14 protein-coding genes are annotated in these 17,779 nt (G+C 56.9%); 12 read left to right on the top strand and 2 right to left on the bottom strand.

Features of this window, described 5'->3' with window-relative positions:
* The first annotated feature begins 2 nt into the window (after positions 1–2).
* Positions 3–836, top strand: coding sequence for a VOC family protein (locus RKE50_RS00070; RefSeq protein ID WP_350033368.1), 834 nt, complete (start codon positions 3–5; stop codon positions 834–836).
* Complete coding sequence (locus RKE50_RS00065; RefSeq protein WP_350033367.1) at positions 833–2,182, top strand: acyl-CoA thioester hydrolase/BAAT C-terminal domain-containing protein; 1,350 nt, start codon at positions 833–835, stop codon at positions 2,180–2,182. Before RKE50_RS00070 ends, RKE50_RS00065 begins: the two co-directional genes overlap by 4 nt.
* Positions 2,183–2,250: 68 nt before the next feature.
* Here RKE50_RS00065 and RKE50_RS00060 read toward each other — a convergent pair whose 3' ends face one another.
* Together RKE50_RS00060 and RKE50_RS00055 are read right to left on the bottom strand one after the other, a co-directional pair.
* Positions 2,251–3,468, bottom strand: coding sequence for a spinster family MFS transporter (locus RKE50_RS00060; protein ID WP_350033366.1), 1,218 nt, complete (start codon positions 3,466–3,468; stop codon positions 2,251–2,253).
* A 130-nt stretch (positions 3,469–3,598) separates the two neighbouring features.
* The gene (locus RKE50_RS00055) at positions 3,599–4,297 is read right to left on the bottom strand and encodes a GntR family transcriptional regulator (RefSeq protein WP_350033365.1); all 699 of its coding nucleotides are present in this window, start codon (positions 4,295–4,297) and stop codon (positions 3,599–3,601) included.
* Positions 4,298–4,561: 264 nt separating this feature from the next.
* Here RKE50_RS00055 and RKE50_RS00050 point away from each other — a divergent pair, with 264 nt between their 5' ends.
* The 10 genes from RKE50_RS00050 (at position 4,562) to RKE50_RS00005 (ending at position 17,382) form a co-directional block, all read left to right on the top strand.
* Positions 4,562–6,610, top strand: a complete 2,049-nt coding sequence (locus tag RKE50_RS00050) for an oxidoreductase (RefSeq protein WP_350033364.1) — start codon at positions 4,562–4,564, stop codon at positions 6,608–6,610.
* Between the two features lie 4 nt (positions 6,611–6,614).
* The gene (locus tag RKE50_RS00045) at positions 6,615–8,507 is read left to right on the top strand and encodes a DUF3483 domain-containing protein (protein WP_350033362.1); all 1,893 of its coding nucleotides are present in this window, start codon (positions 6,615–6,617) and stop codon (positions 8,505–8,507) included.
* Positions 8,508–8,752: 245 nt separating this feature from the next.
* A complete protein-coding gene (locus tag RKE50_RS00040) occupies positions 8,753–9,736 on the top strand; it encodes an electron transfer flavoprotein subunit alpha/FixB family protein (RefSeq protein ID WP_350033361.1) in 984 nt (327 codons plus the stop codon).
* Positions 9,733–10,539, top strand: a complete 807-nt coding sequence (locus tag RKE50_RS00035; protein ID WP_350033360.1) for a hypothetical protein — start codon at positions 9,733–9,735, stop codon at positions 10,537–10,539. The genes RKE50_RS00040 and RKE50_RS00035 overlap by 4 nt, the downstream gene beginning before the upstream one ends.
* A 31-nt stretch (positions 10,540–10,570) precedes the next feature.
* Positions 10,571–10,933 carry a RidA family protein gene (locus RKE50_RS00030; protein WP_350033359.1) on the top strand — a complete coding sequence of 121 codons (363 nt, stop codon included), beginning with the start codon at positions 10,571–10,573 and terminating at the stop codon, positions 10,931–10,933.
* Between the two features lie 24 nt (positions 10,934–10,957).
* Complete coding sequence (locus RKE50_RS00025; RefSeq protein ID WP_350033358.1) at positions 10,958–11,341, top strand: rhodanese-like domain-containing protein; 384 nt, start codon at positions 10,958–10,960, stop codon at positions 11,339–11,341.
* 58 nt (positions 11,342–11,399) lie between these two features.
* Positions 11,400–12,512: a helix-turn-helix transcriptional regulator gene (locus RKE50_RS00020; RefSeq protein WP_350033357.1), complete on the top strand. Its 1,113-nt coding sequence runs from the start codon at positions 11,400–11,402 to the stop codon at positions 12,510–12,512.
* A 222-nt stretch (positions 12,513–12,734) separates the two neighbouring features.
* Positions 12,735–14,912, top strand: coding sequence for a TonB-dependent receptor (locus RKE50_RS00015; RefSeq protein ID WP_350033356.1), 2,178 nt, complete (start codon positions 12,735–12,737; stop codon positions 14,910–14,912).
* Between the two features lie 326 nt (positions 14,913–15,238).
* Positions 15,239–16,153, top strand: coding sequence for an alpha/beta fold hydrolase (locus RKE50_RS00010; protein ID WP_350033355.1), 915 nt, complete (start codon positions 15,239–15,241; stop codon positions 16,151–16,153).
* Positions 16,154–16,221: 68 nt separating this feature from the next.
* Complete coding sequence (locus tag RKE50_RS00005) at positions 16,222–17,382, top strand: acyl-CoA dehydrogenase family protein (RefSeq protein WP_350033354.1); 1,161 nt, start codon at positions 16,222–16,224, stop codon at positions 17,380–17,382.
* Positions 17,383–17,779 lie beyond the last annotated feature (397 nt).

The raw sequence follows: 17,779 nt of genomic DNA, 5'->3' as shown, positions 1-17,779 counted from the left end.
ACATGGATTTTGAAGTCGACCACATCATTATTGTCGTTAAGGACCTGAACCAGGCCTCCGCGGATTATGAGGCGCTGGGGTTTACCTTAACGGCGAAGTCGATACACCCCTTTGGCACGGCGAACAGACTGATCTGGCTCGGCGGCAGCTTTATCGAACTACTGGCTATCGAGGATCCTGAACGGCTGGGTGCCTTTGCCGTGATAAAAGATGTGCTGGATAGGTCTGGTAAAGACACGCCATGGGGGCTCGTATGGTCAATGCAAGATCCTAGAGCAACACATGAGTACTGTGAATCTATCGGTATGGCACCGTCCGCGCTGCAGGAGCACGTTACGCGGGAGATACAGCATCCAGACGGTTCGGTGCACGAGACTTGCTATAGCAGCTTTGCGTTAGTCAAGAGCTTTAGCGCCCATTACATGGAAGGTTTCTCCGTTCAGCACCGGCCTGATTCCACGTTTGCGAAGGCGTGGAAGACCCATGGCAATGGTGGCGGAGTGATGAAGCAAGTCGTCCTGGAGTCGCCTAGTTTGTCTCAAGCCGCAGAGCACTTCGACGCGTTCGGCCACGGCTTGTTGAAAGAGAGAGCGTCCAGTCTCGAGTTTGGTAAGGGTAAGTGTCGGGTGCAGATCGTGCCGCAGCTGAATGCGGCCGAGGCAGAGCCGGGCCCGACCTTGTCAGCGGTAGAGATTGCGATGGCAGATTTGGCGCAGTTTAAGCGAGCAGTGAGCGCGAAGGTAGACTTTACCGAGACGTCATCCGGGACACTGGATGTGGCGGCTGAGTTTGCCGCAGGTGTTCGACTGCGCTTGACTGATGGAGGTGTTCAGTGAGCCGCCCCTGTATCGCCGTGGAGCCGCAAAAGATCATTATGGACAGGGAGCCTTCCGTTCTGCTCAGTGGATTCCTGCCAAAGGAGACTGTGCAGGTTCGCAGCGAATTGATTGACGATGAGGGCGTCCCCTGGACAGCCGAGGTCAGCGTGGCGGTGGACCCGGAAGGAAATCTCGATATGGCCTGTGCGAAGCCGTCCTCCGGCACGTATTCGGAAACCGGTCTCAGCGGTCTTTTCTGGTCCATGGTGCCGGAGATGCCAGAGGGAGAGGAGAGTTTCAAGAAAGCTGGAAAAACACCTTCCGAGTCGGGAGTGAAGCGCGGGCACCGAATGGGGCTTCCACAGTTTGGCCTAGGAGCCGAACACGAGGTCTGTCTTTCCGTAAGCCGTGATGGGCAGGAGATAGACCGGGCAACGCTTCTACGCCAGACCATGCCTGACAGCGTGTGTTCGACGAATATCGAAATCGACCGGATCAGAGGTGTGCTTTTCGAGCCGATCGATTCGGGCAGTTATCCCGGCGTCGTGATGATCTCCGGTTCCGGCGGCGGTGTGTATCGGGAGGATGCCGCCGTTCTTGCCTCTCATGGGTTCTCGGTGCTTGCGCTCGGCTACTTCAACTACGCGGATCTTCCAAAGCACCAGATCGGGATCCCGTTGGAGTACTTCCGGGATGCCATTCTCTGGTTTCGACAGCACCTCGGTCACGATCGCATTGGCATGACCGGACCATCCAAGGGTGGTGAAGGCACCCTGGTTGTCGCTTCGAGTTTTCCCGAGCTGGTTAAAGCAGCAGTACCGACTGTCCCGGGCGATCTTTATCTTTGCGCGGTCGATGAGATGCAGGTGCCCCACGCGGCCTGGACCCTGAACGGTGATGCGCTTCCCTGGGCGGGCACAGCGGAAGACTGGTCTCGCGTGCCTGAGGAATACATGGCGCCGAATGAGCTGCAGCTGTTCAACGCTCGCTTGAACCTGGAGCCATTCTATGCCGCGGCGGATGTCTACGAGCGTGCGGCCATTCCCGTGGAGAACATGCGCTGCCCCGTGCTACTCATCTGGGGCGAAGAAGACGAGGCGTGGCCGTCGAAGCTGGCGGTTGAGCGCCTGCTAAAGCGGTTTGAGGCGCACGGCTACGAGTATGACGTGGAGAGTCTAACGGCCCGAGGAGCAGGGCACATGTTCACCTTTCCCGGATGGCCCACCACGCTTAGCAGCACGATCCTGCACCCATTGCTGCCAATCAACATGACCATGGGAGGGAGTGCCGCAGGTATCGCTGCACTCCAGCGTATTGGATGGCGCAGGATGGTCGAGTTTTTCAAAGAGCATCTGGCAGTTTAGACCTCAGCTAGGCCGGCAAGGAGTCCCGAGCCCTTGGGCGCTTGCGCCTACGGGTGCATCGAAGGAGACTATGGCTCGATATCTTGCACCATTAGTCTCCCTCCTTGGTACAGGAGCCACGCAGCGGGGAGGGCAAAGGTGAAGGAAGTCATGATGGCGTATCTCAAGCCCTCGTTACCGAACGACATGGTGAACGCATCGCTCAAAGCGCCAGCGATTACCGGTCCCAGGCCCATGCCTAGAAGATTGGCGAAGAAAAACAGAACCGCGACTGCGGTCGATCTTCTCTGTGATCCGCAGATTTCATGCAGTGCCGCGTACATCGGTGGAACGCAGACATTCAGCAGTGTTGCGCCAAGCGCTGACAAAGCAATGAATAGCGAAAAGTTAGGCACAGAAAAGCCAATAAGATAGACCGGGAACGAAATCAGCATGGCGACACTCGCCGTCCAGAAAAGCCATCGCTTGTCACGTTTGGAAAACCGGTCACTCAGAACCCCACCAAGCACGAGTCCTGGCAGAGATCCGAAGGCTGCCACCGCGCCATAGATGCTGCCAACTGTCTTCAGGTCGATCTCCAGTACACGTATCAGGTAAGAAGGTGCAAACGCCAGCGATCCAAACGACAGCATGAAGAAGGCAACCATGCCTCCGACGAGCCGGATGTAGCTGCGCTTGCCCGCCAGAACACGGAACGCCGCCAGAGTAGATTCCCGGTCCTCCGGGTTGTCTTGAGGTCTCCGAGAGCGTGGCTCATCGAGCAGCGTGTAAGCCAATAGCGCAAGCACTGCACCCGGTGCCCCGACGGCGATCAGGGCGAAGCGCCATCCGTATTCCTCGGTCAGGTGGGCGCCAAGGATAAAACCAAGGACCGTTCCGACAACACCTGACGCTGAGAAAACCGCCAGCGCAGTCGCCCTCTGATTTACGGGAAAGTAATCGGTAATAAGTGAGTGCGCAGGGGGGACAGTCCCTGATTCCCCCGCGCCCACGCCAAATCGCGCCATCAAGAGTTGTGTGAAGTTCTGTGCCAGCCCGCAAAGCGCGGTCATGGCACTCCAAAGCAACACCGCAATCGCCAGGATCTTGCGCCTGTCCCACCACTCGGCCAGCCTCGCTACCGGGATACCGAGCGTTGCGTAGAGCAGCGCAAACGAGAGCCCCGTTAGCAATCCAAGCATGGTATCGGATACCTGGAATTCGGCTCTTATCGGTTCAAGCAGTACGGAGATGATGCTTCGGTCGAGGTAGCTCGAAGCCCCCACCAGGAAGAGTATGAACAGCATGCGATACCGATGCGCGGGTCGGTATGGCGCAGCGCCAGTGGTCATCGAGGGGAAGCCACCCGACTGCCGGTTGAACGCCTCATAGATCGGGGGAAGCTGACTGATTGGCAAACTGTCGCTGCGGGGCCGATCACTGATTCTGGTCCTTTTCGGGCAGGAGCATGGCGGTGATAATCGCCTCCATGCCGCCGTGGACCTGCTCCTTGACCATCCGTCCGGCCTTTTCCGCATCACCCATGATCAGCACGCTAAGCAGTTCCAGGTGTTCCTGCTGAAACCTTGTGCCCAGGGGTCTCGAGGACAGTGCAAAATGGAGAAAACGTTCCGACTCCTCCAGCAAGCGAGCGGTCAGCGAAATCAGTCGGGAATTTCTCGTGCATTCAGCCAGCCGCACATGGAACGCGCGATTGACAGACAGAAAATCGGCTTGGCTGATCGAGTCCGTGGGTTGGTAGTCCAGTTCGCAGAGTGATTTGAGTTCATCGATCTCTGCATCGCTCAGTCGACCTGCGGCGAGGCGCGCAACCTCGGGTTCGATGAGTTCGCGCAGCAGGAACACCTCTCGCACATCCACGATGGAAAACCCTCTGACCTGATAGCCAACGCGACGCTCAGATTGCATGAGGTTTTCATGGCAGAGGCGGGTAAGTGCGGTGCGAATCGGGGCTTTGCTTAATCCCAGCTCTTCGGCCAACCACGCCTCTGTGAGTCGCTCACCCGCCTTCAGATCGTTGCGGATGATGCGGCTTTTTATCTCTTCGTACGCTCGGATATCGAGGCGGTCCGAGCTCTCGCTCGTGTCGAGAAGCGTTAAGCCTTTCTTTGCCATGTTAGGTAGGGTCCTTCATCGGACTCAGAGAGCCTGTTCACTGCTTGTGAATTGCGCGCAGTGATTATCATCTACTTTTTATCAAGATAAAACAACAGCTTATCTGCAGACTGCGAGGACTTTCTTTGTGGTTTAGGCGGTCGTCAAATTTATCGTTGACCAGTGACGCGATCAATGTAACATGTTAGCTCTGTTTTCACTTCATCTAAAACCTTCATATGGCCCCGCTCAGGCGCGGTAGAGGGGCAAGAACGGAGTCAAAAAATGTCAGATAGTCCGACCGACATCCTGCTTCAGCCGCTGACAATCAAGGGTGTGACGATCCGAAATCGGATCATGTCTACAGCTCACTCGTCCGGATTCGTGCAAGGAGGGCTTCCGCAGGAGCAGTACCGCCGTTACCAGGAAGAAAAAGCGAAAGGCGGCGTCGGGATGACGATGATCGCGGGGACAGCGTCAGTGACACCGGACTCCCCTAACAAGGAAGCAGGGCACGTCGACACGTCCAATGACGAGATCATTCCTTACTTCCAGGAGCTGGCAAAGGTTGTTCGCAGTCACGGCGCAACTGTTATGTCGCAGCTGGGCCACATGGGGCGTCGTGCGATCTGGGACAAAGATTACTGGCTGCCTATCGTTTCAGCGTCAACCATCCGGGAGCCAACTAACCACTCGTTTCCGAAGGAGGCCGAGGATTGGGACATCAGACGTATCGTCAGAGGCTTCGGGGAGGGCGCCCTACGCTGCAAGAAAGGTGGCATGCAGGGCGTGGAAGTAGGTGGCGCCTACATGCATTTAATCGAGCAGTTTCTGTCTCCTCTGTCTAATGTGCGCACCGATGCCTATGGCGGCACCCTCGAAAAGCGGGCGCGCTTCTTGATCGAGGTCCTTGAAGCAATGCGCGAACAGGTGGGTGATGACTTCATCATTGGTGCGCGTTTATCAGGCGACGAGATGCGCAAGGGCGGGCTAACTCAACCGGAGGCTATCGAGATCTGCAAGACGCTCGTTAGTCGTGGCCTTGTAGATTACCTGTCGATCATGGGGGGGGAAGCGCAAGATCACATCTCTCATCCACTTGCGATGCCAGGGATGTCGTATCCCGTAGCGCCATTTCTATATCTGGCAAGTGCGGTCAAGCAGGAAGTCGATGTGCCGATTTTCCATGCCCAGAGGATTACCGATGTGCGCACTGCGGCCGCAGCTGTGGCCGATGGCCACGTTGATATGGTGGCAATGACCCGGCCTCATATGGCCGATCCGCACATCGTCAAGAAGATGGTCGAAGGTCGCGAGGAGGATATACGCCCCTGTGTGGGTGCCAACTACTGCATCGATCGTTTCTACATCCGCGGGCAGGCACGCTGCATTCACAATCCCGCGATGGGGCGGGAGCAAGAAATCCCCTATGAGTTTGCCAAGGCGGACGAAAGCAGAAAAGTCGTCATTATCGGCGCGGGACCGGCCGGGCTGGAGGCGGCTCGAGTCACTGCGTCTCGAGGTCATGAGGTGGTGCTTTTCGAGCGTGATGCTGAGGCTGGTGGCCAAGTGAACCTCGCCGCAAAGGCCCCCCGGCACGAGGCGCTCGCCAATATCGTCCAGTGGTTGGCGCTGCAGGTAAGGAAGCTGGGTGTCGATTTGCGCCTTGGGGTGGAAGCTACGGAGGACCTGGTGCTGGCGGAATCCCCCGACGTCGTGATCGTGGCCACTGGTGGGACGCCGGCTACGGCGCAAGTCCGTGGTGCTGAACTCGCCGTTTCCACCTGGGACATTCTTTCAGGACGAGTCGAGGGCGCCCAGTACGTGCTCGTTTACGATGACAACAGTGAGCACCAGGCACCCCAGTGTGCCGAGTTTCTTGCGCAGCGTGGATCAAAGGTTGAGTTTGTCACTCATGACCGCGCCATGGGGCAGGATATCGGTTTAACCGAAGCTGCTCTCTATCGTAAGCATCTTTACCAGCTGGACGTGATCTTCACGCCTGATCAGAAGCTCGTTGAGATTTACCCGGAAGACGACCGGCTCGTGGCGGTACTGGAGAGCCCATATACGGGTGAGCAGGAGGAGCGGCTGATCGATCAAATCGTGATTGAGAACGGAACGCTGCCGCTTGACGACCTTTACTTCAAGCTGAAGCCGCGTTCCAGGAATCTTGGAGAGGTTGATTACCACCAACTGATTGCTGCTGAGCCGCAGCGTGTAGTGAATAATGAAGCCGGTGAGTTTGCGCTATTTCGTGTCGGAGACGCCGTGACCAGTCGCAACATTCATGCGGCGATCTATGAAAGTGTCCGCTTTGCCAAGGACATTTGAGATCGTGGAAGTAGCGGCTTTTCTCTTTTGCGTGGGCTTGGGTCTGCTCGTACTGGGTGCCCTGTTTCGTATTTCGAAATGGCGGCAAGGTCGTCGCGATGGGGAGGTCGCAGCGCCCTGGGTGCTGGCGCGGCGGTACTTCGTTGATGTCCACGACGTGGTCAGTCGCGATGTCTATGTGGCGAGAATGCACGTCCTTGCTGCCGGTGGGTTTGTGGCAAGCCTGATGCTCCTGGCGGTGGCTGTGGTGTTCGGCGATGGCAGCAGGCCTTTGCTTGCCATGGGCGGCATTGCCGCTTTTTTAATGGGCTGTGGCGGCGTGTTGGCCGGTATCAGGCGGTATACGTCAGTCAGGCCGAGTCGTGTCTCGGCGGGCGCATACGATCTGCTGCCTATCGCTCTGATAGGTCTGTCGGCTTTCCTGTGTCTGACTTTCTGGGCGTCGTGGTTCGAGGTGCAGGTTGAGTGGTGGGGTGCGCCCGAAGTGCTTGTACTCGCGGGCGGTATCTTCGGCATTATGTTTCTGCTACCCGGGATGGTTATCGGGCCGATGAGGCACGCCTTCGCAGGCGCTGCCCATTTGATTTTCCATCCACGCCAGGAGCGCTTCGAGGACCAACTTGCTGCGACCGGCCTGCGTTGGGTGGACCTGACCGCTGATCGAATTGGCGCAGGCTCTGCGAACGATTTTCGGTGGCAACAGCTGTTGTCCTTTGATGCCTGTGTGCAGTGCGGAAGGTGCGAGGACGTTTGCCCGGCACATGCTGCCGGAGCACCGCTCAATCCGAAGAAACTCATTTTTGATCTGTGGGCCTCCAGTATTGGTCCCAAGACGGACAAAGGCTATCGAGGGAACAGGGATGCAGGCGGGGAGCAGGTACGCCAACAGACGACTGATGCACTGATCGCAACGGACAGCATTCTTCGAGAAGAAACGATCTGGGCCTGCACAACCTGCCGCGCTTGTGTCGAGGCGTGTCCTATGCTGATCGAGCACGTCGACTCGATCGTCGACATCAGACGTTTCCAGACTCTCCATCTGGGCCAGGTGCCGGGCAAAGGGACTGAGGCGCTGACCAACCTCCGTGAGACAGATACGGTGTCAGGAAAACGACTTGAGCATAGGGATCGCTGGGCGACAGATTTAAACATCCCGCAGATTGCAGAAGGGCAAGAGGTTGAGGTCTTGTTATGGCTGGGCGAGGCCTCATTTGATGTTAGAGGGCAGCGCACGCTTCGTGCTCTCATTCGCATACTGAGAGCGGCAAACGTCAACTTTGCGACCCTGGGGAAACTTGAGGCGGATGTTGGCGATCTGGCGCGGCGACTCGGGGATGAGGCGACCTTTCAGGATCTTGCCGCCCGAAACGTAGATGCGCTGAGCCGGTTCAGTTTCGACACGATTGTTACTGCAGACCCTCATGTGCTCCAGGCACTTGGCAAAGAGTACTCGTTCCTGGAGGCCGAGTTTCCTGTGCGTCATCACACGCAGTTTGTTCATTCCCTGGTACAGACGGGGCGGCTGACGGTGGAGGCACTGGAGCCAAAATCTGTGACCTATCATGACCCTTGCTACCTGGGTCGCTATAACGGCGAGTATGACGCCCCTCGCGAGCTTCTTCGTCTGGTGGGTGTCGACCTTCAGGAAATGCCAAGAAGCAGGCAGAAGTCGTTTTGCTGTGGCTGGGGAGGAGGTGCTGCCTACACGGATATCGCGTCAGAAATCCGTGTCCCCGATTTGAGAATGCAGGAAGTCCATGAGACCGGCGCTTCGCTGGTAGCGGTCGCGTGCCCGAACTGCGCGTTGATGTTCGATGGTGTCGCGGAAAAGAACGCTGACGTGATCGATGTCATTGAGTTAGTCGACATGGCGCTACCGACGGGTATGGGCCAATGAGCGATAGTGTAGCGCGTCGCCGCTATAGCCTGGCCAGGCTCGTCAGTGAGCTGCAACGGCAGGTCGACCGAAAAGACCTTCGAGCTGCGATCCATCTTGCTCAGATGCCGATTCAGTCGCGGGGATTTTACACCTCGCAGGCCTCACGCCGGTTGAGAAAGGACCCATGGGCGCGCCGTCGGTACACTGTCGCTGCGTCAGGTCGTCCAAGGCTTGATGTAAATGCGGGTCTTTCAAAGAAAGTCATGCAAGCCGGCGCCACGTCAACACCAAAGCCTGTCCATCGTGTTGTCGACCCCGAGCGTTTCGTCATTGCCGTACTGGACCTCGAGGCAGGACGGCTAACTGCTGCTGACAAGACATGCCTTGCGGCCGCCCGACAGATTGCAGGGCTTGACCCGGGCACGGCCGTGATCGCGTTGTCGGATTCAGACGCTGTCGGGCTGCCTGAGGCCGGTGCCGATCGGTATGAGGTAATCCCGGGTCTTCGTGCCAGCGATGGCCGGTTTGCCGTGGAAGCTGCTCTTTGCTCCTTGAGCATTCAGATGACCTGTCGCGCCTTCGTGTTTTCTGACACGGCATTGGGTCGGCACACAGCGAGGTCGCTCGCTGCTGAGCTCGGGGTCACGCCCGCGATTGGGGCGCATGATATTGGAAGCAACTACTGCGTCACTCGCTGTCAGTCTGGCGAGAGCGATGCGGTACATGAAGGGTTGATGGTGCTGACTGCGAAGGAGGGGTTTGTACCGCCTGTCCTGTCGATGAGTTTTGAGGCGGCTCCTTTCCAGTCGGGAGTCAGCCTGGCCCCTGCGGAAAGCTCCCTTGTCGACCTCGGGCCCGAGTTCTCTCCCGCTGATGATGTGGCTCTCGAGGAGGCGCCTTTTGTGCTCTGCGGGGGTGGCGGAGTTAGAGATTGGCAGCTCTTCAATGATTTAGCTGTGGCCTTGAACGCCACGCGCGCTGGCTCGCGCGTCGTCTGCGATGCTGGTCATTTGCCCCGTGATCGGCAGGTTGGGGCATCGGGCAGATCATCGAGTGCAAAGGTATACCTTGCCCTGGGTCTGTCAGGCGCAGTTCAACACCTCCAGGGGATCGAGAATTGTGAGGAGGTCCTCGCTGTCAACACCGATGCAGCCGCACCGATCATCAAGCGCGCAGACACCAGCTATATCGCTGACGCGGATGAGGTAATGAGCGAAATGCTAAGGCAGTTAGTGGCGCCGGAATGACCAAGTTGACGAGAATTTGCGTGCTGCTCGCGGTGGGAGTAAATCCGGCGAATTGTCGAGGGCGTCGTTCCAGCGTGGACGCCCAGGCACTTGAGCTCGCCCTACGCTTTGGCGAACAGAACGACGGTGCCTGTGTTGATGCCCTACACGTCGGTAGTCCGAGCGATGAGCGCTCCCTGCGCGATTACCTGGGGATGGGGCTCGGCTCTCTCTCCATTCTTGCACCTGAGCCAGGGGTCGAGCCTGCGGCAACGGCGGCCGCTCATCTTTCAGAGGCCGAATACGACCTGGTCCTTGCGGGGTCGGCCGCCCGGGACGGTGGTGCCAGCGGTGTCTTCCCTTACCAAGTGGCAAAGCAGATGGCTTTGCCGGTTTTGCCGGATGTCACACACCTGGAGGAGTCTGATGGTGTGCTCATGGCAAAGCAGGCTAGAGAGCGCGGTGTGCGGCAGAAGTTTGAGGTGCGTGGGCGATCGTTGATGACTGTTTCACCGCTGGCGCCGGCGGCGAGACTCCCCTCGTTTGTCCTTGCGAGGGAGGGGACTCTTCGCTGGGTTAACAGCAACGATGAACGCCGTATCGACCCAAGCGCGGAAGTTCTTCAATCGCCAAAGATGCGTGCTGCGTTACCTATGCGTAAATCGCTGGCGACGTTTGACCCCAATGCAAGCGCGGAGGACCGGCTTAAAGCGGTGACGGCGCTCAAGGGCGGGGCCGGAAAGCTTCACGATGCGATGGAACCAGAGTTAATCGCCACCGAGATTCTCGCCCGACTGAAAGCGCTCGGTGTCACCCCTGATTGAAGCTCTTGCAAACACTGGAGGAGGGAGAATCATGACAGACGACAAGATCGACAGAACCGGTGAGGTATCGGGCCAGTACTCCAAGGCTGTGGCTTACGGGAGCCTGGTGTTCCTAGCGGGACTGATACCTGAGAACTGGGACCTTGATATGAAAGGCCAAGCCAAGGAGATTTTTGCGCAGATTGATGACCTGCTGCAGAAATCTGGAAGCCATCGATCACGTTTACTCTCCCTTCAGGTTTTTATCCAGTCCTTCGAGGATTACGGAGAATTCAAAGAGGCGTACGCACAGTGGGTAGATACGGAAAACCTGCCTGCCAGAGCAACCGTACGAGCGGAGCTGCTCGACCCGAGAATCAAGGTTGAAATCATGGCGGTGGCAGCTCGGGCATGAACCGGTTTTTTCAGGAGATTTGAGATGAGCAACTTAACATCCGCAGAAATCGTAGAGAACGCACGGGCTGCCATTGAGCACATCAGCGTGCACGAGGTCAGCGAGAGACTCGATGATCCTGGCTACGTCGTAGTCGACGTTAGAGACAGCGCAGAGCTGGCCAGCGGGGTGATTCCCGGATCTGTGCACAGTCACCGAGGTGGCCTCGAGTTTGCGCTCGATCCGACATCACCGATGTGCGATGAAAGGCTGACATCCGGAGCTACCTTAATCATGGTCTGTGGGTCGGGGGGGCGAGCCGCACTGGCGACAAAGCTGGCCCTGGACTACGGTCTGCCTGCATCATGCATGGAGGGCGGGATGAAGGCATGGCGTGCTTCCGACCTGGAATTGCATGGCAAAGGCTGATGCGGCCAAACTGTCAGCAGGTTTTCTTCTTCAAGCCGGGGCTTGAACGGTAGATCTTATGAAACTGAGCGAGAAGCCATCACTGACGCCTTTCAACTCGGAGTACAGGCTGTGCAACACTGCCGAGCTTTTAGGGGGCAGATGTCCAGATCTGCAAACTACCTTTGTCGATGAGCTCTCACTCAAGGTCGAGCAAGCGAGGCTCATCCCCCAGGGGCAGTGCGAGACCTGGTGTTGGCGCCAGACCTGCGGAGGTTCCGGTGTTCGCTTTGATTTTGAACCCAGCTTCGGCCGCGGATTTTCCGAGATTATCGACCTGGATGACGGCGTGTTTTTGCGCGTCAGGAATTCCGTACATAAAGACCCTTATTCCGTATGGAGTTGCCATGAGGGCGATGTGGTCTTTACCGTACTCTTGAGCGGGGGGCTGAGTCTTGGGGTTCAGAAGCCAGAGGGTTCCTGGATATGGGCGCCGTTTGCCTTGGCGGGCTTCAACCCTCAGCGATGCCTCGCCTGTTCGTCAGTCGCCGCTGATCTGGATGTGCATCTTGTTTCAGTTGTCTTCAAAGACGTCCGCGCGCTCAACAAGTTCGGGTTTCCCGCTTCTCGCGATTGCGAGGCGTTCCTGCGGCGTATCGAGACATTCACTCGTTCAAATATACCGGCACTCATTGATGTCGACGCCCATGCGTTGAGCGTTGCGCAGGATATTATCGAGTGTCCGTTTGAGGGAACGCTGAGGAAGCTCTACATGGCCGGGAAGGCGAGGGAGCTAGCCTGCTACGTGATCAGCGGTCGAGAAAGTAAAACTCGTGCCACACCCAGAGGACACTCACGTAGATTGGATCAAGGTACCGTTGCCCGCCTGGTAAAGGCCCGCGTCGATTCAGACTTGTCCCAGAGCGTAGCCGGAGACGCGCTAGCGGCTGAGATTGGCGTAAGCAGAAACACAATAATGAGGGCGTTCAAAGCTGAGTTCGGTACAACCCTGGGCCAGTATGTCCACGAGGAGCGGTTGTCGCAGGCCTGCAGGCTTCTTGAAGAAACAGCATTACCTATCACCGACATTGCCTTGACTATCGGTTACGACAAGCCCGGTAGTTTCAGTGACGCATTCCGGCAGGCGTATCGCTGCACCCCGAGCCAGTTCAGGCTATCTCGTCATTCCTAGGCGCCAACACCAGTAATCCCGGGGGACGGCCCCTCGTCCCTGCGACCTCCATTTTGTTGTGTTGCTAGCGCGTGATGCGGCGCTAAAGGCGTCGTTCCCGGAGGAGACTCACGTATGCCTCCCGTGGCAGATGCCTAAGTCTAGGTGCAATCAAGGAAGCATGAAACCGTCAACCACGAGTAACGTCCGTGTCACAAGCTGACGTCTTACGAGGGACGGGGAATGCAAGATAAAAAGCAGGAAGTCGATTTTCGCCTGTGCGGCAATATTGCGCTGGCAACGCTGGTGTTTCCACTGACAACCGCTGCGCAAGAGGCCGTATTGGAGGAGGTGCTCGTAACGGCTGAAAAGCGGGGTGCCGCCACCGTGATGGATACCTCCTTTTCCATCAGCGCAGTCAGTGGAGCCACCATCGAGATGCAGGGGCTCACCCGAACATCAGATATCTTGTCCCAGGTTCCGGGTGTGAGTCCGGCTTCCGGAAATGAGAACATCACGACGATCCAGATACGTGGTGTTTCTGCGCTTGTTGGCGATTCTACCGTCGGCTATTACCTGGATGACCTGCCCTATACGCAAGTGGGACAGACCTTTGTTCCTGAACTTAACCCCTTTGACCTGGCGAGAGTGGAGGTTCTGAGGGGGCCGCAAGGCACGCTCTATGGGGCGAGTTCCCAGGGCGGAACCGTCAGGATCATCACTAACGATCCGGTCATGAATGAATTCTCCGGCAAGCTGGACCTGGCGCTCTCCAGCACTGACGGAGGAGGGGACAGTTATCAGGCGCAAGGGGCTCTGAACATTCCCATCGTCGACGATCTTCTAGCGGCAAGAGTCGTGGCGTCCACGGTCGATCGAGAGGGGTTTATCGACTTGCCCCTGACCGGAGAGGACGATTACAACGGTTTTGAGTCAGAGACCTATCGGGCGAAATTGCTTCTCACACCGACCGACCGGCTGAGTGTCAAGGGTGCGTGGTGGCACAACACGAACGAAGGCGGTCGAATGGAAGCCACTGAGGACTACGAGTTCTCCCCGGTTTTCGCGGTCTTTGATCCTGTGACCTTTGCACCTGTTGGAGTTCAGCCCGTTACGGCGGCTCAACTTGAAAGCTCGACTGAGTTTGATCTTTACAGTCTTACTATAGAGTATGACTTCGAAAAATTTGCCCTTTACAGCGCAAGCTCCTGGATTGACGCAACGCAGGATCTGCAGCTTAATATTTATGGAGTGCCCCTAAATCTTCCGCTGGAAAACGAGTCATTCAGTCAGGAGGTGCGGTTGTCGTCCAAGGGCGATGGCGCCTTGAGCTGGACCTTGGGTGCGTTCTACCTGGATATGGAGCAGGACCAGGGACTCAACTCGGGCTTTGTGCTGGCCGGTATAGGCGAGGTCATAAGTCCCGCCTCTGAAACACGCTTGGTGTCAGAGCAGTGGGCACTTTTTGGTGAAGTCGAATACCAACTGTCGGACAGCTTCAGCGTGTTAGTGGGCGCAAGATATTTTGAGGATGACCGTTCGGCTGAGGATCTTTTGCCATCAATAACGGATCCGCTGGAGCAACTCGGTATACCGGCACGCCGCACTGAGAGCTTTAGCAAGCCAACCGCGAGGTTGAACTTAAGCTGGACTCCCACAGATGACGCTCTTTACTACCTCAATATTGCACAGGGTTTTAGAAGCGGGGCCGCTAACGCAGGCTCGTCGATTTTAACGGGCGCCATTTCCGGTATTCCCGTCGGGTCATTTACCGATGAAGAAGATCTCATCAGTTACGAGATCGGCGGGAAGCTTACACTCAGTGACAGTGGATGGTCGGTCGAGGCGGCTGCTTACTATCTAGACTGGCAGGACGTCATTACTCTTTTGGGCGTAATCAGCCCCATCACAAACACACCAATTAACTTCTCGGAGAACGCCGGTGATGTTGAGGGCATCGGTGCTGAGGTTAATCTCGTGTACCGCGGCGTCGAAGGGTTGACGCTGCAATTCGGGGGCAACGTAAACCGAACCGAGTATCAAGAGGATCTCCCCGGAGCAGGGATTGAGTCGGGCGATCAGGTGGCTTTCGCGCCGGAAGTAACCTGGGCCGCGAGCGCGACTTACAATTGGGACCTCGGCGTGGCTGGGTTGAGAGGAATGGCATTCCTCGCCGCTCAGTATGTTGATGAGCGTGCGGACTATGGCCTGGGCTTTCCCCCCGTAACAAGCGATGCCGTCACGCTTGCGCAAGCCCGGCTGGGGGTGCAAGGGGAAAACTGGACGCTATACCTCACCGGTGAGAATCTGTTCAACGAAGATGCCGGCGTCACAAATCTTGCGACGAATGCGAACGCCGGCGTCCCCATGACCCGGGCGCGTCCGCGCACAATTGGGGTGAACCTGCAGCTCGGTTTCTAACATCCAATGACCGGCATCCGCCCGGAATTTCGAGCTCAAGCCGGGGATTCAACGGCATACCAAAGCTGTCCGGGCGATATGAAGTCATTGATACTCAGACCAGCGCTTTTTCTTAGATCTTTAGTTGGTCTGGGTTTTTGCTGGAATGGTAAGCAAAGCGCTTGTTCGTCAGGTTTGCGTTTTGTCTTTTGAGAGCGATGACGTTCTGAGTTTGTCCGGGATGGTTGCAGCCGAGCACAGGTTGTTTTAACCCCTCGGGCATCAGGAGACCAGGCGGGCAGAGCACAAAGAAAAGCCGCCCCTCCAGGTTATGGGATCAACGGTTCATGCCAAGGAAATTAAGCCCAGCAGACGAATATCAACCGTCCCCCCACTTTGCAGGAAAAATCAATATAGGTTCGCGGGAGCTGTACGCCACCCTCCGTGGTAGCGGGCCCCTGGTCGTGCTTGAACTCGGTGCCTCGGGCGGAGGCACATGGGGGTCGGTGGTGGAGGCTCTGGCGAGGTTTTCCACGGTGCTTGTCTATGATCGTGCCGGTGTAGGTAGAAGCGATATCGCAAATGATAGGCGAACAATCGACCTGCTCGCGGCTGACTTGCACGCCATGATCGAGCTGATCCCCGCTCAGCGGCCGGCAGTTATAGTGGGCTGGTCATTGACGGGCTTGAGTGCTTTGCTACATGCATTTGAGTATCCAGAAGATGTTCTTGGCCTGGTGCTGGTCGATCCAACACCCCATACGCTTTATTCTGACCCACAGAGCAAACGTCTCGCACCGAACTTCAAGCGCCAGTTGCGCTTGCAGCGTCTCCTGAGTCGATTGGGCTTTGGCCGACTCTGGGGTAGGAACGCCATGCGGGATTTTCTAGTGAAACACTCGGGACAGATAACCGATAACGCCGTGTTGGCTCGTTACGCTGACTCCCTTCGGGGGCTGGCGTCGGCTCCGGCGAGCCGGGAATTGGAATCTCTCCCGGAATCCTGCGAAATCGCTGCCGGGAGGATGGGCGGTGAATTCCCAGACGTGCCTCTGATCGTGCTGAGCGCAACTATAAATTCGGCAAATCCGCCGTTGATCAATGAAACCCTGGTCGAAGCGCATAGGGCAATGGCCCTGCTTTCGCCGCTTGGAGAGTTTCGTCCCGTTGACGGGGCTAGTCACATGATGACGTTGGATCGACCCGACGCAATTGTAAGTGCGGTTCGAGACATTCTGGAGAAGCAAAGCGCGAACAGTTAGCGAAGCCGATGAGAGAGTCAGACTCGAAGCGGCTTTCCACAATCAAGGAGTGTTCATAGGGGGATGAAATGAACACAGGATTTAACAAGTCGGCGTGGTACAGCGAAGATCACAGCATGTTTGCCGATACGATTTCGAAGTTTTATGAGGCGGAGGCCACGCCCAATATTGAGCGTTGGTACGAGCAGGGGGTGGTAGACCGTGAGTTCTGGAACAAGGCCGGTGCCATAGGCCTTCTGGGCAGCACCATTTCGGAGCAATACGGCGGTTCCGGGTTGGCGCGCAGTTTTGATGCAGTTGCTGTATATCACTATGCACGTACCGGTGACACCAGCTGGGGCTTTCCGATCCAAACTATCGTTGCCCATTACCTTGAGGCCTATGGGAATGCTTCGCAGAAGGAAAGATGGCTGGCTCGCCTCGCCACTGGCGAAAGTGTTGCCGCGATAGCTATGACCGAGCCTGGTACGGGGTCGGACCTTCAGGCTGTCAAGACATCGGCAGTGAAGGATGGCGAGTATTACGTCATCAATGGATCCAAGACCTTTATCACCAATGGCGCAACGGCTGATCTGATCTGCGTGGTGACCCGCACCGGCAACGACGCCAAAGGGTCGAAGAGTATCTCCTTGATCTTTGTCGAAACCGAGGGGCTGGAAGGGTTTCGCCGTGGACAGAATCTCAAGAAGATCGGGATGAAGGGCCAGGACACGGCGGAACTGTTCTTCGAGGACGTGCGCGTGCCGCAGACCAATCTGCTCGGAGTGGAAGAGGGCCTTGGCTTTTACCAGCTCATGGAACAGTTGGGCTGGGAGCGCCTGATGGCTGGCATCATGGGGTTGGGGGCGATTGATTGCGCGCTGGAGAAAACGCTCGAGTACACGCAAGAGCGCAAGGCGTTCGGCCAGCGTATCTTCGATTTCCAGAATACGCGCTTCAAGCTGGCCGAGGTTGCAACCAAGGCTGAGGTGCTACGGGCCTTCATTACGGAATGTGTCGCGAGGCTGGACGACGGCACTCTTGATGCATCGACGGCGTCAATGGCCAAGTGGTGGGGTGCGCAGGTGCAAAATGAAGTAGTTGACGAGTGTCTTCAGTTGTTCGGCGGATATGGATTCATGAGCGAGTATCCGATCGCCAGAGCCTACGCAGACGCCCGGGTGCAGAAAATCTACGGGGGAACCAACGAAATCATGAAGGAGCTGATCGCTCGATCACTGGATAGGTAGGTGGCTGAATTCAACTCGTCGACGCTGTTTGTGAGGTTCGGACGGCTGGCGCTATTGAAAGTACCCCTGAATCAGCTCCGTGCATGGTCGGAGTTTCGGCCATTATCGGTCGTATCGGCGAAGTCTTGGGGAGGTGCTGGGTGAAGGGAGCTGCTATACAGCAGTGAGTCGAAAGCGCGAGCCTTTTCGGAGGGGTGGTTGGGGGAACGTCGGCTTAACCCTTTGTAAAATATGGATAAATAGGGTCAGTGGTACCGGAGACCTGCCCCGATTTGCTGTTGTGACGCGTTGCGACAAGTTGCAAAACCTCAATATATACATACGGTTATGATGTTTTCTTGTTGTAAGCCTGTGTCAGCTGTTGTCACCTATAGCTGGTACAGATGGGGGAACATAT

It is taken from the genome of Pseudohaliea sp., assembly GCF_040217025.1.
Lineage (GTDB): Bacteria > Pseudomonadota > Gammaproteobacteria > Pseudomonadales > Halieaceae > Pseudohaliea.
This window is presented reverse-complemented; position numbering and strand designations above follow the sequence as displayed.